The 15,400-nt window shown below is 42.0% G+C and carries 9 protein-coding genes; 6 read left to right on the top strand and 3 right to left on the bottom strand.

The window, feature by feature from the left end:
* The first annotated feature begins 228 nt into the window (after positions 1 to 228).
* Complete coding sequence (gene cslA, locus OQX61_RS01920; protein ID WP_265839952.1) at positions 229 to 2,352, top strand: chondroitinase-AC; 2,124 nt, start codon at positions 229 to 231, stop codon at positions 2,350 to 2,352.
* A gap of 208 nt (positions 2,353 to 2,560) precedes the next feature.
* Positions 2,561 to 3,811, top strand: a complete 1,251-nt coding sequence (locus OQX61_RS01915; protein ID WP_265839951.1) for a glycoside hydrolase family 88 protein — start codon at positions 2,561 to 2,563, stop codon at positions 3,809 to 3,811.
* A gap of 56 nt (positions 3,812 to 3,867) precedes the next feature.
* Here the strand turns inward: OQX61_RS01915 and OQX61_RS01910 are convergent, their stop codons facing one another.
* Complete coding sequence (locus tag OQX61_RS01910; protein ID WP_265839950.1) at positions 3,868 to 6,306, bottom strand: phospholipase C, phosphocholine-specific; 2,439 nt, start codon at positions 6,304 to 6,306, stop codon at positions 3,868 to 3,870.
* Positions 6,307 to 6,621: 315 nt separating this feature from the next.
* Between OQX61_RS01910 and OQX61_RS01905 the strand changes: the two genes are divergently transcribed.
* On the top strand, positions 6,622 to 8,055 hold the full coding sequence (locus OQX61_RS01905; protein WP_265839949.1) for an alpha-L-fucosidase: 1,434 nt from the start codon (positions 6,622 to 6,624) through the stop codon (positions 8,053 to 8,055).
* Between the two features lie 33 nt (positions 8,056 to 8,088).
* Complete coding sequence (locus tag OQX61_RS01900; RefSeq protein WP_265839948.1) at positions 8,089 to 10,788, top strand: glycoside hydrolase family 3 N-terminal domain-containing protein; 2,700 nt, start codon at positions 8,089 to 8,091, stop codon at positions 10,786 to 10,788.
* 82 nt (positions 10,789 to 10,870) lie between these two features.
* Here the strand turns inward: OQX61_RS01900 and OQX61_RS01895 are convergent, their stop codons facing one another.
* Complete coding sequence (locus OQX61_RS01895; RefSeq protein WP_265839947.1) at positions 10,871 to 11,236, bottom strand: helix-turn-helix domain-containing protein; 366 nt, start codon at positions 11,234 to 11,236, stop codon at positions 10,871 to 10,873.
* 99 nt (positions 11,237 to 11,335) lie between these two features.
* Here OQX61_RS01895 and OQX61_RS01890 point away from each other — a divergent pair, with 99 nt between their 5' ends.
* Positions 11,336 to 12,769, top strand: coding sequence for an MFS transporter (locus tag OQX61_RS01890; RefSeq protein WP_265839945.1), 1,434 nt, complete (start codon positions 11,336 to 11,338; stop codon positions 12,767 to 12,769).
* A gap of 69 nt (positions 12,770 to 12,838) precedes the next feature.
* Positions 12,839 to 13,954, top strand: a complete 1,116-nt coding sequence (locus OQX61_RS01885; protein WP_265839944.1) for a transglutaminase-like domain-containing protein — start codon at positions 12,839 to 12,841, stop codon at positions 13,952 to 13,954.
* Between the two features lie 129 nt (positions 13,955 to 14,083).
* Here OQX61_RS01885 and OQX61_RS01880 read toward each other — a convergent pair whose 3' ends face one another.
* Positions 14,084 to 15,400 (bottom strand): hypothetical protein, encoded by a 1,317-nt coding sequence (locus OQX61_RS01880; protein ID WP_265839943.1) that lies wholly within the window; start codon positions 15,398 to 15,400, stop codon positions 14,084 to 14,086.

The raw sequence follows: 15,400 nt of genomic DNA, 5'->3' as shown, positions 1-15,400 counted from the left end.
GGACACTGTCTTTCTCTTTAAGCGAAATGGTTATACCCAAATATAAACACCATTCTGCCGGAATGGTTTATTTTGTATATTTAAAACGGAAATGATTAAACCTATTCACCTTTATAACATAGCCAGGCGGGTATTCCTGACCCTAATACGCTGCTGCTTTTTAACGCTATCATTTGCCCCGTTATCCGGTTAGGGATAAATCCACCAAACCAACCAAATTTAAGCTCAATGAAGAGAATATTATTAACAGGTGTATTGGCGCTAATTATGCTGACACCGGGACTGGCCAAAGCACAGTCTGCTGATACTGCCAGACTGATTATGCAACGAATTGTACTGGACCTCAGAAAACCCGTGCAACAGGTAGATAAAACCGCAGAAAAAAACCTGGCTACTTTGCTGCCCAACGGAAGCTGGAAGGAGATAGATTATACCGATAAAAGCATTACCAATTGGCAACCAGGGGGTCACTTAATTAAACTGGAAAGCCTTGTCCAGGCTTATGTGGCCAAAGACAGCCGTTATTACAGCAACGGTCAGACGCTTGATGCCATCACCCGAGCCTTTAAGTACTGGTATGATCAGGATCCGAAAAGCAGCAATTGGTGGCACAATGAAATTGCGACTCCTCAGATTTTGGGAGAATTGTTGATTACCCTGCGCAATGGTGCAAATAGAATCCCAACAGATTTAGAGGCTTCATTGATCGAAAGAATGAAACGCGGTAATCCTGAGAAACAAACAGGTGCCAATAAAACAGATATCGCCCTCCATTATTTTTATAGGGCATTGCTAACTAATGATCAAACGCTTTTGGCTAAGTCCACTGCTGATTTGTTTGATCCAATCCGGTTGGTGCATTATAAAGAGGGATTGCAATACGATTTTTCTTATTTGCAGCATGGTCCGCAGTTACAGATATCAAGCTACGGTTTGGTGTTTATTACTGGTGTACTAAAAATGATCAATTACGTACAGGGAACGCCATATGCAATTAGCAAGGATAAGTTGCAGCTGTTTTCTAAATACTACCGGGAATCTTATTTGAAAGCCATAAGAGGCAGTTATATGGACTTTAATGTGGAAGGTCGTGGCGTCAGCAGACCCGATATTTTAAGCAAGCATACTGAAAAAAGCAGATTGATGATTGCTGCTCTGGTTGATCCTTCACATGCGGAAGAATGGAAAGCAGCGATTGCGCGAACTGATAGTACGGAGCGGCCGGATTATAAAATTGAGCCACTGCATAAACAGTTCTGGAATGGTGATTATGTGATCCATGCGAGACCTGGTTATTCTTTCAATGTAAGAATGGTTAGCAACCGGACTAAGCGCAGTGAGTCTGGAAACAAGGAAAATTTATTCGGCAGGTATTTGTCCGATGGGGCAAGCAATATCCAGGTTCGCGGACCGGAATACTACAACATTATGCCGGTTTGGGAATGGGATAAGATTCCCGGAACCACTACCAGAGACTACCCGGAAGATCGTCTGACCTCGAAATTTTGGGGTGAAGATGGCAGCAATGCTTTTGCCGGTGGTGTTTCTGATGGTAAATATGGCGCAAGTGCCTACGCTTTGAATTACGATAGCCTTTCAGCAAAAAAGTCCTGGTTCTTCTTTGATCAGGAAGTGGTTTGTCTGGGTGCAGGTATTCGCAGTAATACGGCGGAATCTATCGTCACTACGGTTAATCAAAGCTGGTTAAATGGGGATTTGACTGGTTCTGCAATAAAGGGCAAGTTTAGAAATGGGAAAACGGAAGTGTTTAAATCTGATCAGCAGAGTTGGATTTTACACGATGGTGTTGGGTATGTATTTCCTGAATCTTTGGTGGTAAATCTGAGTAGTAATGTCCAGAAAGGGAACTGGTATAAGATTAATAATTCCCATCCAAAGGCAGAACTTAGTGGCAATGTTTTTAAACTATGGATCGATCACGGTGTAAATCCTGAGCGTGGAAATCCAGAAGGGGCAAAGTATGCTTATGTCGTATTACCGGGCATTAAGAATTCTGCACCTTTAGTGAATTTCAGCAATTCAGGGATTAAGGTATTGTCGAACACCCCATTAATTCAGGCGGTAAGTCATGAGAAGTTAAATATGTTACAGGCGATTTTTTATGAGCCTGGCGTATTAAAAACATCAGGTTATAGTATTCAATCGGACAAGGCTTGTGCGCTTTTAATTAAATCGCTGAATGGGAAGATGGTAATCTCTGTGGCAGACCCGTTGCAAAAGGAAAACACTGCACTGATCAGTATTACCAATCTGAAGAATGGAAAGACTATAGCATACCCGGTAAGTTTTCCTGAACAGGCATTTGCCGGTTCTACGGTGACGTTGAAATAAATTGGAATTGGGGGTGTATGGCGTTTAAATTAGGAGTTGATTGAATATTACCCTCAATTAGATTAAATATTCCCCCCTTTTTAATCATCCTGATGCTCAAATTTGGATGTTTAGCTTAGGTGGACCAGGTTTCTTGAAATGGGAAGAAAATTTATACCGGGTCACCATTAACCTTTAATAACCACAAATGAAACTAACCAAATTTAAAATGAAAAGAAGCAGGCTATTGCTGGTATCAGCATTAGCAGTATCTGTAACTGCATCTTCCTTCTTGTTATTGTCGCCGAAAACAGCGATGATTAAAAAGGATTTTGCTGTTGCGGAAAAGCAGTATAGTCAATTGTTGAAGACCTCTACTGACCTCACACGGTTCCCCCGTACTACGAATAAAGATGGCTCGGTAAGAACAACGGATGTCTGGGATTGGACAGGTGGGTTTTTTCCGGGAGGATTATGGTATCTCTATGAGTACACTCAAAAACCGGAGTGGAAAGCTGCGGCTACAAAGTGGACAGAGGCTCTGGAGAAAGGACAGTTTTTAACGCAGCATCATGATGTAGGTTTTGTGATGTATTGCTCTTATGGCAACGCGTTAAGGTTTGAAAAGGATCCGGAGAAAATTGAAAAATACCATAAAATATTAATCCAGTCGGCAGAGTCTGCATTAACCAGATTTGATCCTAAAGTGGGCCTGATCAAATCATGGAACGCTAAAAAGTCATGGGATAAAAAGACGACCTGGCAATATCCGGTAATCATTGATAATATGATGAATCTGGAAATGCTTTGCTATGTGTCGAAATTAACAGGGAATCCTAAGTATAAAGAGGTGGCAATGAGTCATGCATTAAATACGATGAAGAATCATTTCAGACCGGATTTTAGTACTTACCATGTGGTAGATTATGATGCAGATGGAAAAGTGCTTCATCAGCAAACCAATCAGGGATATTCGGATAATTCAACCTGGTCCAGAGGACAAGGCTGGGCGATTTATGGTTTCACGATGATGTACAGAGAAACAAAAGATAAGCGTTTCCTGGAAGCGGCTCAAAAAGCAGCAGATTTTTACATCAACCATCCTAATTTGCCAAAGGATAAGATTCCTTACTGGGACTTTAATGTGAATCAGGCCGGTTACCAACCAGATTGGGCCTATGATGCAAAGAAACTGGATTACATTCCAAGGGATGCTTCGGCAGGATCGTTGACTGCTTCCGGATTATTGGAACTCAGCACGTTTGTAGCCGATGGTAGTAAATATTTTAAACAAGCAGAACTGATGTTACAGTCCTTGTCGGGTAATGGTTATTTAGCAAAACCGGGTACAAATGCTGGATTTATCCTGGAGCATTCTGTGGGTAGTATGCCTCACAATTCCGAGATTGATGTGCCGCTGGTATATGCAGATTATTACTTTTTAGAGGCGCTGCTGAGGTATCAGAAGTTGCTGAAATAACTGTAAAAATCCCTTAGTTCGTACGAGCTAAGGGATTTTTCTATCGGGTGTTTTTGTTAATATAAATTCCCCATTAAAGGATCTGTAAAGCTTTCTTTTGAATGTTCTACATGTCCGGCAAATTGCTGGCTATAGGTCTGGTTTTTATCCGTGGTTACGGTAAAATCATACCAGCTATGGCTTGATTTAAGGTCGATAGGAATGAAGATTTCTTCCTGGCTCTTGTTTAAAACTGCATTGACCAGGGGTCTTTTATAGCTGTTGTCTTTGATGGTTATTTTAATCGGATTGCCTTTGGTTAAACGTCTGACGTGCAACATCACATTTCCATTAGGTTTGCTGCCACCTTTTTCGCCCTGATATTTTAAGGCGATTTCGATTTCAGGATCATTGGCATTACCGGTATACCTGCGGTAAAAACCATTTGCACTGTAGATCTTTAGATCATAAGCTTCCTTGTCGAAATCTGCTAATGGCCATTGATAGTCAATCGTGTCACCTGCATCTACCGTGAAATCCCAGTTTTTATCACCTGCGTAAGCGATAAAACCCGCACCTTTTGCTTGATCACCAAAAAACTTATTTCCGGCATTGAAAGCAATCTTTAATTGCTTGTTGACAGTATCCAGCGTTGCATGGGCATATAGCTCATATGGAATCGCATTTGCCGGTTTAATACCGGGTTCTTGCTTCGGTAAATTTGGATTGCCCTTCGGGTTTTTCAGGATTCCTGCAATGGCTGCTGTATCCAGGTTTTTGAAATTGTCGGGCAGTTTAGCAAATTTAGCTTTGTGAATACCTTCTAAAAATGGCATTTTTTCTACTGCTTTCGGCAGGGGAATGTTTTCTCCGTTGTAGGGTCTGAAAACCGATGTTAAATCGCCACACAGGCTTCTTCTCCAGGAGCTGATGTTATCTTCATGGATTTTCTGACCGGTTTTATGGGATAGGAAATGTTCCAGAAACTGAATGGAAGAGGTATGGTCGAAAGTTTGAGAGTTGACATAACCGCCTCTTGACCATGGGGAAACCACCACCATCGGTACGCGGAAACCTAGTCCTACGGTACTTTCTCTTTTACTGTTTTCGCCTTTATAAATATATTCTGCGCTGCTGTCTAATGATTTTGATATTTTTCCTTTAGCCGGATCTTTTGGATTTGGCGCTACAAATGGAGGTAAGTGGTCAAAATATCCGTCGTTTTCATCGTAAGTAAGGACAAAGATGGTTTTTTTCCATACTTCCGGGTTTTTCGTTAAAATGTCTATGGCTTCTGATAAGTACCAGGCACCATACCATGGGGCTCCCGGGTGATCGGAGAAGTTGGATGGTGCAACCAGCCAGGAAACGGTTGGTAGTTTGCCGGCATCCACATCTGTGCGGAACTGGTGCAATACATCACCTTTCGGGATTTTAGCGGTTCTTTCTGTGCCGTTGTCATTATAGGTATGGGACTCCAGGGTATGGAAATCCGGATCATTCCTGTTGGTGACAAAAGCCCTTTTATGTAGATCCTGTTGCTCCGGACTGAGTTTCTCCAGGGGGTTGACCTCCAGAAATTCGATTTCTTTGGTGACGAATTGTAGTTTCTTTTGAAGTTTTGGGTCCTCCTTTTCTTTCAATTTGTTTTCCAGTTCAATTTTCGCTTTGCGGAGGTAGACTAAATGTTCCGGATGTCTTTTAACATGATATTGCTTGAAGAACTCCATGTCGTTGTCCGTAAAGTTGGCCAGCCAGCTGTCTTCTTCATCCTCCAGACCTACGCCTACACTCAGTTCATTCTGATATATTTTCCAATCGACTTCATGTTTCGATAAACGTTCCGGGAAAGTGCTCCAGGATACGCGTTCTGAACCATCGATATACCCGTTGGAGTGGTGTGCTGTAGAGGTTGCGTTTTGTTCTTCCCTGATTTTTCCGGTCCAGAAGAAACAACGGTTAGGACTTGTTCCTGTTAAAATAGAGCAAAAGTTATGGTCGCAAACGGTAAAAGCATCAGCTAATGAATAGTAAAAAGGAATGTCTTCCCGGTTGTAATAGCCCATGGTTAAAGGCATATCTTCATACTCCTTATTGCCGGATCTTTTCGCTTCCAGCCAGCCGTCATAGCGGCCATTGTTGCGGGCATCCACCTGATTTTCCCAGGAATGGGGAAGGGCACTCATCCAGGTTGCTTTGGTATCTTTAATATTTAAGCGGAAAGGAGCGTATGTTTCTCCCTTTTTATTGCTTTGCAGCCATACCGGGTATTGGTTTGGCAATGTGATGGCGCGGGGATTGTTAAATCCACGTACACCTTTGAGCGTGCCAAATGCATGGTCAAAGGATCTGTTTTCCTGCATCAGGAATACGATATGTTCTGCATCTAAATAGGTACTTCCCAGAGACGGGTTTATGGCCATTGCTCTTTGTATGGAGGCAGGTAACATTCCTGCAATACCCAGCGCGCCGGTTAGTAGTGTGGCTTTTTTAATGAAATCTCTTCTGCTTTCCATTTGGTTCATTGTGTTGTAAAAGATTGATCAGCCTAAACTAATCAATCCTTTTAAAATTATCATTTAGGTCAGGTTAATTTTACTTACTAAACTCAGGGGTTGATTTTATCCTGCTCTGCTACTAAATAGTTTTAGTTCACCATGTTGATTTTTAAGTTACGATTATGAAATCTAATGTATTGCGTGTATTTTAACAGGAAATTTGCTGCTTATGAGGTTTTTGACTCTGGTTCTCTCAGGCTTGATTCAAGGTTTTATCAGCAGTGATGGACGCTATGGAAAGATTGTAAACTAAACTTAAACTAAATATATTAAATGAAGAAAGGAATTGTAATTGCGGCTTTGCTGGTTTGTGCTTTCACCAGATTACTGGCACAAGAAAATGGTGTTCATCAGCAATCAACGGTTTATGAATGGCCGAAGGACCCGCTGGTAAAACAGAAACTGGATAAATGGCAGGATCAGAAATTTGGAATGATTGTGCACTGGGGATTGTATGCGGTGCCGGGAATGATAGAATCCTGGTCAATTTGCTCTGAAGACTGGATCGACAGGGATAGCACAAAGACTTATGATGATTATAAAAAATGGTACTGGGGCTTAAGTAAAGATTTTAATCCGGTAAATTTCAATCCGGAACAATGGGCCACAGCGGGTAAAAATGCAGGCATGAAATACCTGGTTTTCACGACCAAACACCATGATGGTTTTGCCATGTTTGATACGAAGGAGTCTGATTTTAGTATCGCTAAAGGCCCTTTTGCGAATAATCCAAAAGCTGATGTTGCAAAGTATGTTTTTGATGCTTTTAGAAAAGAAGGTTTTATGATTGGTGCTTATTTCTCAAAACCAGACTGGCATTCTCAATATTACTGGTGGTCTAAATATGCTACCGCAGATCGCAACAACAATTATGACATCAAAAAGAACCCATGGCGGTGGAATAAGTATAAATCATTTACCTATAATCAGCTGGAAGAACTGATGACGAAGTACGGCAGTGTCGATATTTTGTGGTTGGATGGCGGCTGGGTAAGGCCATTAGAAACGGTTAATGAAGAAGTACTTTCCTGGGGCGCAAATATTCCAAAATGGAGTCAGGATATTGATATGCCGAACATCGCCCGGATGGCAAGAAAAGCACAGCCAGGTTTATTGATGGTAGACAGAACCGTGCATGGACCGTATGAAAACTATCAGACACCGGAACAAAAGATCCCTGATACGCAATTAAACTATCCCTGGGAAAGCTGCATGACTTTAGGTGGGGCATGGGGATTTGTGAATAATGACCAGTATAAATCTGCAAATGTGGTGGTTCATAAGCTGGTTGAAATTGTAGCTAAAGGCGGAAGTTTGCTTTTAGGTATCGGACCTAAGGCAGATGGCACCTTACCTGATGCGGTGGTTACTAAATTGAATGACATTGGGGAATGGACTTCTAAAAACGGAAAGGCCATTTATAATACCCGTATTACTAAAAATTATCACAGCGGACAAATCTGGTTTACCCAAAGTAAAGATGGAAAAAAACGCTATGCGATTTATTGCATACCTGAGACGGAAAAACCGGCTGGCACAATTAGCTGGACTGGAAATTCACCTAAAAAGGGTACAGCAGTGACGATGGTTGCCAATGGTAAAAAAGTAAAATGGAGTACTGTAAATGGAGCAACTGCAATAGTGCTTCCTGCTGGTCTTAAAGTTGAGCAAGCTGCTTTGTCTTTTGAATTTACACCCGCTGACTAGTACTTTCCTTGTTTGATATTTAAAATGTAATTGATGAAATTTATAATGATTAGAGTGGTTTTATTGCCTGTTCTGCTTGGAATATTTAGTACAGCAGTAGCAAGTGATACGCTCGCAGTAGCTCCTAAAAAAACAGATAAACCTTTATATAAGAATCCTGCTGCTCCTATTGATAAAAGGGTAAGTGATTTATTATCACGAATGACTCCTGAAGAGAAATTCTGGCAGCTTTTTATGATTCCAGGTGATCTGGATGGCGTAGATAAGAACCGCTACAAAAACGGTATTTTCGGATTGCAGGTGAGTGCAGTTTCTCAAGGTGGCGGCGGTGCCGGACAAATGCTGAGTTATAATACGAAGGAGAATGCCTATACGCTGGCTAAAAAGGTAAATGCGATACAGCGTTATTTTATGAAAGAAACCCGTTTGGGGATCCCCATTATTGCATTTGATGAAGCGCTTCATGGGTTAGTCAGGAAGGGAGCTACTGCTTTTCCGCAGGCCATTGCGCTTGCGGCTAGTTTTAATCCCGCTATGATGGGCCAGGTGGCCGGTACGATTGCTAAGGAAACCAAACTAAGAGGAATAAGAGATATCTTAACTCCGGTCATCAATATCGCATCTGATGTGCGCTGGGGGCGGACAGAAGAAACTTACGGGGAAGATCCTTTCCTTTCTTCTCAAATGGGCCTGGCTTTTATAAGTGCTTTTGAAGGTCAGGGTATCATTACCACACCGAAACATTTTGTTGCAAATGTTGGTGATGGCGGACGTGATAGTTACCCGATTCATTTTAACGACCGCTTAATGGAGGAGATTTATTTTCCACCATTTAAAGCAGCAATACAGCAGGGTAAGAGCCGTTCGCTAATGACTGCCTATAATACTTTTGATGGCACACCGGCTACCTCTAACCGTTATTTACTGACTCAGAAATTAAAGAAAGAATGGGGTTTTAAAGGCTTCGTGATTTCTGATGCCGGGGCTGTTGGCGGTGCAAATGTATTGCATTATACTGCCAAAGATTATGATGAGGCGACCAGACAAGCGATTATAGCAGGTCTGGATGTGATCTTTCAAACGGAGTTCGATCACTATAAATTGTTTATTAACCCTTTTCTGGATGGATCAATTCCACAGCAGAGAATAGACGATGCGGTTTCCAGAGTGTTAACGGCAAAATTTGAGCTTGGACTTTTTGAAAACCCTTATGTTTCTGAGCAGGAAGCTCAAAAAGCAGTAGATGATCAAAGTCATAAGGCGATAGCGAAACAGGCCGCTTTACAGTCTTTCGTTTTGCTGAAAAATGAAAACTCAGTTTTACCGCTAAAACACATTAAGAATATACTGGTAGTAGGAGAAGATGCCATTGAATCCCGTTTGGGTGGCTACAGCGGAACAGGTAATGGTACGGTTAGTATTGTTGAAGGTTTAAAGAAAAGAGGAGCTGGCAAGGTCAATGTGACTTATAGTAAGGGAAGTAGCCGCAATCCCGTAGTATATGTTCCTGTTGCAAAGCAATTCTTAAAAGCGGATACCGCTCAGGGGCTTTTTGGGGAATATTTCGATAACCTTAATTTAAGTGGCGATCCGGTTTTCACTAAAACAGATCAGCAGATAGATTTTATGTGGACGCTTTTTTCTCCGGATAAACGTTTGGCAACCGACCAGTATTCCATCAGATGGAAGGGTACGATTAAAGTGCCAAAATCAGGAACGTATCAGATTGGTCTGGAGGGAAATGATGGTTATCGGTTTTATCTGGACGGGAAGTTGGTCATTGATCAATGGGAGAAAAGATCCTACCATACGCAACTGGTCCCTTTTTCTTTTGATCAGGATAAATCTTATGAGATCCGCGTAGAGTTTAAAGAGCCTAAAGGTAATGCGCATATTAAATTGATCTGGAATTATGAAGTACCGGATCAACAGGCTAAGGACTTAGCCGAAGCAGTTAAATTAGCTGAAAATGCCGATGTGATTGTGGTTGCAGCAGGAATAAAAGAGGGGGAATTTCTGGATCGTGCATTATTGAATTTACCTGGAAATCAGGAACAGCTGATTCAGGCCATGGAGAAATCCGGAAAACCAGTAGTGGTGTTGCTGGTTGGTGGTAGTGCGATCACCATGGACTCCTGGTTAAAAGATGCCGCTGCGGTATTGAATATCTGGTACCCTGGTGAAGAGGGTGGCCATGCAGTAGCGGAGACTTTATTTGGTGATTATAATCCGGCAGGACGTTTACCAATTACTTATCCTGTTCATGAATCGCAATTACCGTTGGTATATAACCATAAACCGACCGGTAGGGGCGATGACTACAATAATCTAAGTGGCGAACCGCTTTTCCCTTTTGGTTTTGGATTGAGTTATACCACATTCGAGTATAAGGATTTGAAATTGAGTAAGAAAAGTATTTCAGGAGCGGAGCGTGTAACAGCAGATTTTACTTTGAAGAATACAGGTTCTTATGATGGTGATGAAGTGGTGCAATTGTATATCCGTGATCTGTTGAGCAGTGTTTCCAGACCGGTTTTAGAATTGAAAGGTTTTAAAAGGGTTAGTTTAAAAGCAGGGGAAATCAAACAGGTTTCATTTGAAATTACACCGGATATGTTGAAGATGCTTGATGCGGAAATGAAGACCGTTATTGAACCTGGTGATTTTAGAATCATGATCGGTTCTTCGAGTAGAGAATTGGTATTAAAAGAGAATTTAACGGTTGTTAAGTAGTATAAAAACCGCTGTGGATGTTCCTATCCATAGCGGTTTTTTTGTATATCAATGCCAGATTCGGCTGGTTATTGCAAAGAGGTTATCTTGTTAGGTTGCAATATTTATCATTCCAATCAGTTAAAACCTGAATTACCGGAAGCAAGGTAATCCCGATTTCAGTGAGTTTATATTCTACTCTGGGTGGAGATTCCGCATAAACTTTCCTGCAAATGATCCCATCGCGCTCCAACTCCCGGAGTTGTATCGTCAGCGTGGTTTGCGCAATGTCGTCCATCTTTCTTTTGAGTTCGCCAAACCTGGAGACGCAGTCATCGCCTATAATTTTTATCAGCAACATCTTCCATTTACCACCCATGATTTTGAGCGCATTTGTCACGGCACAGTTATTTGTTGAATATTCGTCTTTTACAACTTCCTGGTTATAAGCATTGGTATTGTTTTCCATACTAAGTATCATTTTGTTAACTACTTGCCGTTGCTTAGAAGTCGGGGGATATTTGAGGCCATAACAAGGCGTATTGTCTTGTTCAATTCTCCTTAAATTATGATCAGGCAAATTAATAACAAACGCGCGCTATACGTTCTTTCCGCAGCAGCTTTTCTATCCGTACTGGATATTTTCATTGTAAATGTAGCACTTCCAACCATTAAAAAAGATATCAATGCGACAGATGCAGATATCCAACTGGTGATTGCAGGTTACTTATTAGGTTATGCCGTGTTTCTGATTACGGGTGCCAGAGCCGGAGATTTCTATGGAAAGAAAAAGGTTTATGTGATCTCCATGTGCTGTTTCACGATTGCCTCTTTATTATGTGGAATTGCGCAAACTCCATTGCAACTCAATATTGCACGTTCTCTGCAAGGCGTAAGTGCGGCATTTATGGTGCCTCAAAGTCTGGCGTACATTCAGTTACTTTATCCTGATCAAACGATGCGGGCTAAGGCATTGGGTTTTTACGGGAGTGTTGCCGGAATTGCCTCTGTGATCGGACAATTTCTGGGTGGGTTTTTACCGGATATACATTTTTCAAATGAGCTGTTTAAGGATCTGGATGGCTGGAGACTGATTTTTCTGATCAATATCCCTCTGGGAATTGCTGCGGCTTATACGGCCTTCCTTTTTTTAGAGGAAAGTAAAAGAGCGCGTAAAGGAAGTTTTGATGTTTCCGGGGTGGTATTGCTGAGTCTGGCGCTTTTATGCCTGGTTTATCCGCTGATCCGGGGAAGGGAACTGGGCTGGCCTTTATGGAGCACCGGACTTTTAGCAGCTTCTTTCCTGCTGTTGTTTTGGTTCGTAAAAGATCAGCAGTTTAAAATGAAAAGAGGTTTGAGTACTTTGATCAACATCAGTTTATTCAGTTATACCGATTTTAAGATAGGTCTTTTTATCGCCTTATTCTATTTCATTGCACAGGATTCTTACTTTTTAATTACGGGATTGCTGTTGCAGGATGGCTTAAATGTCAGCTCCTCTGAAACGGGTTTGCTATTTGTTGCTCAAGGGCTAGGCTATGTTTTGGGTGCGGTAGCTTCCGTATCATTGATCAGTAAATATGGCAAAAAGGTGATCCAGGCGGCGGTGTTGTTGATGATGTTATCCCTGGTTTTACATGTTGTTCTTTTTAGTGCGGCGAACCTGGATTGGTATTTTTCTTATCCGCTGTTGCTGATGTATGGCATGGGTTGTGGCGCTGTACTGCCTTCCATTATGTCGCTGGCCTTGCAGCGCATTCCCGGAGATCTGGCCGGGTCTGCCTCCGGACTATACTCCACGATTCAGCAGATGGCAATTGCCCTGGGAATTGGTTTGACAGGTGGTGCTTTTTTCTCTTTCCTGGGAGCGGAAACCGGTAAAACCGCGTTTGTTAACGCTTATATGGGCGCAACCGGGGTAAATATTCTGGCCTTGTTGGCGGTGTTGTTTTTTCTATATAAACTTCCGGAGCAGGTGAAACCGGAAATTATAATCAAATAAAGAAAAATTCTTGTCAGAAGAGTTCCTGACGTTGTTAGAAATCAGTACATTGTAAGAAATATTTCAATCATGAAAGCTCCTGTTTTAATCGGACTGGTTGCCCTGTCTGCGATTTCATTTTCTGCATTTGCGCAGAAAAAATTCAATAATAAACCTTTGCTGCTTGCGGGTACTGACCGTGCGGATATACTGATCGGGGAAGATTGGTATTCCAATCGCTGGCGGGTATCTCCACAAATTGAGCGCGACAGCATGAAACTGAAATTATATGGTAAGTCGGAAGATTTTGGTTTCAGGACCGATAAAGATAGTTTGCGCTTTAAGATCAGGACGCGGGAGACCAGGTCCTTTTATGTGAAACTTGGGGATGCTGCACCAGCCTTTACGTTGATTTCTGCGGAGCCGTATGTCTGGGATAATATAGTTTATGAAAAAGGGGCGGAGCACGCAGACCTTAAGTTCTATTTTCAGGGAAAAGATGATGCTTACTTCGATTCCTTGCGTAAGCAGTATCCGCTGGATGCGCAGCTTGCAAAAGATAAGTCTGATCAGGAAAGGGTACTTTCGATTATGAACTGGACACACCATCAATGGAAACATGATGGTAGCAATGCGCCAAAAGGAAGTGACGGGATTTCGATTTTAAATGAGGCAAAAGCAGGGGGCAGATTTCCTTGTTTCGCTTATGCTATAGTCCTCAGGGATCAGTTGATTGCCCATGGCCTTCCGGCACGTGTACTTTATTTGAAGACAAAAGATGCGGAGGTCAGAAAAGGTTCTCCGGGACATGTGGCTACGGAAGTTTATTTGAAGGACCGTGGGAAATGGGTGTTTATTGACGGGCAATTCAATGTCATGCCGATGTTGAATGGGAAGCCATTAAATGCGGTGGAGTTCCAGGAAGCATTGAGCAAGAGCTATGATAAAGTGGTGCTGGCCAGCAGAGATCAGGTGTCTAAAAGATATTATACAGAGTTTGTCTATGATTACCTGTATTACTTAGATACTGCAGTGGACAACAGGATAGCGCCTGCGGGTGGATCAGTTAAGCTGGGTGGGATGCGTTCTGTGATGTTGGTGCCGGTAGGAGCACCAGACTTGAAGAAGATCAGCTTCTGGAATTCTGTCGTAGATTATTGCTTGTATACACGATCCTTAAAAGATTTTTATCCGGTGTTGAATTAAGTTGTTGTTCGTTTTCTTCCTCAACACTCCATACTGATGATAAAAAAAACAGCAGTAAGCCTAAGCTTACTACTGTTTAACAAACATAACTAACCTATTATGTAGATCTTAAAGAAAAGCGTTCAGTATCTATTTAGTTTGCTTTTGATTTGCTTCTGCCCAAACCCTGAACTGTAGAATGGCTTTGCTCAATACTCCGGCAGAGCCTTTAAATTTACCTGATCCGTCAGGTACATCTCCTTTACCATACCATTCATAAAAGCCCTGGTTTTTGACTACGCGATTGATCATTGGGCGAACCTCTTCATAGGCCTCTTTTACAAAACCATTTGCGATGAGTTGCTGGATCATTCTTCCACCGAACCAGGTCCAGTCGCCGCCATTTTGATAAACATAGGGTTTTGACATTCCTCCTTTGAAAAATCCATCAGGATAAGTAGGATATAAAGTCAGACCAATGCTTGGCATGCCGGACAGTTTTACGTTTTCTACCATTTGCCTGTTGACTGTTGCAATCTCTTTCTTAGATAGTAATCCGGCTTCTATGGCGACTGCGGTGCCGCCGTGATAATGAATTTTGTTTTCGTCAAATCCGGCTGGGATAGGTGACTTTCCAGGATAAATATGTGGGATAAACTTCTGGTTTTTTGTGTCCCAGAGGTGTTGTCTTACCTTGTCATGGATGCCCTTTTTTAGTTTGGTCCATTGTGCCACTTTCTGTTGGTCTGGTACAATTTCTACTAAATATTGAAGCGCAATCATGAACATGGCATTGTCGTAAACATCGATGGCCTCATTAGACAGCTCATTCCAATCACAACCAAAGGTGTCATTTGGCTGTACGTCGCCCCAATCGGCAGTCATTGCTCCCCAAAGTAAACCGTATTTTTTGTTGTAACGTTCGCGCAACAGGTAGTCAATCATCTTTTCCATTCTGGCAAGCACGGTTACACCGGCTACTTTTTCATTTAATAATTCAACGTCTCCTGTCTTTTGAATATATTTTCCTACCAATTGGATTAATGAGGTTTCCTGATCTGTTTCAACGGTATTTTTAAAACCGACATGACCGGGAGCTGCTTCTGAGTAATATGGGGTATCGTCATTCCAGGTGAAATCCTTTTTTACCACATAACCATCTACCATCTCATCGTTTTTTTGCTGTAGCGCAAAAAACATCAGGATTGCTCCCCGGACATCTTCTTTGGAACGGACCGCTAAAGATGTTTCAATGAGTGTATTGAAATCACGGGCCCATATCTGAGAGTAACCGCTTCCTGCATTGAAACCCTCTTTAATGATGCTTTTTGCCAGATTATCAACGATGGTTAGGGAAGAATCTGCAAGGATTTGAGCAGCCAGTTCCTGATGCTGGGCTTTTCCCTTAGCATAGCATCCGAATACCAAAAATGTGCAGGATAAAATGTAAAGTGTATGTTTTTTCAT

Origin of the sequence: Pedobacter sp. PLR (assembly GCF_026239675.1) — a bacterium.
In the GTDB taxonomy this organism is placed as follows: Bacteria; Bacteroidota; Bacteroidia; order Sphingobacteriales; family Sphingobacteriaceae; genus Pedobacter.
This window is presented reverse-complemented; position numbering and strand designations above follow the sequence as displayed.

Excerpts from the sequence above, each read along its gene's own strand:
- OQX61_RS01880 (WP_265839943.1), bottom strand. The coding sequence starts at position 15,400 with ATGAAAAAACATACACTTTACATTTTATCCTGCACATTTTTGGTATTC.
- OQX61_RS01895 (WP_265839947.1), bottom strand. The coding sequence starts at position 11,236 with ATGGAAAACAATACCAATGCTTATAACCAGGAAGTTGTAAAAGACGAA.
- OQX61_RS01890 (WP_265839945.1), top strand. The coding sequence starts at position 11,336 with ATGATCAGGCAAATTAATAACAAACGCGCGCTATACGTTCTTTCCGCA.
- cslA (WP_265839952.1), top strand. The coding sequence starts at position 229 with ATGAAGAGAATATTATTAACAGGTGTATTGGCGCTAATTATGCTGACA.
- OQX61_RS01915 (WP_265839951.1), top strand. The coding sequence starts at position 2,561 with ATGAAAAGAAGCAGGCTATTGCTGGTATCAGCATTAGCAGTATCTGTA.
- OQX61_RS01910 (WP_265839950.1), bottom strand. The coding sequence starts at position 6,306 with ATGGAAAGCAGAAGAGATTTCATTAAAAAAGCCACACTACTAACCGGC.
- OQX61_RS01905 (WP_265839949.1), top strand. The coding sequence starts at position 6,622 with ATGAAGAAAGGAATTGTAATTGCGGCTTTGCTGGTTTGTGCTTTCACC.
- OQX61_RS01885 (WP_265839944.1), top strand. The coding sequence starts at position 12,839 with ATGAAAGCTCCTGTTTTAATCGGACTGGTTGCCCTGTCTGCGATTTCA.
- OQX61_RS01900 (WP_265839948.1), top strand. The coding sequence starts at position 8,089 with ATGAAATTTATAATGATTAGAGTGGTTTTATTGCCTGTTCTGCTTGGA.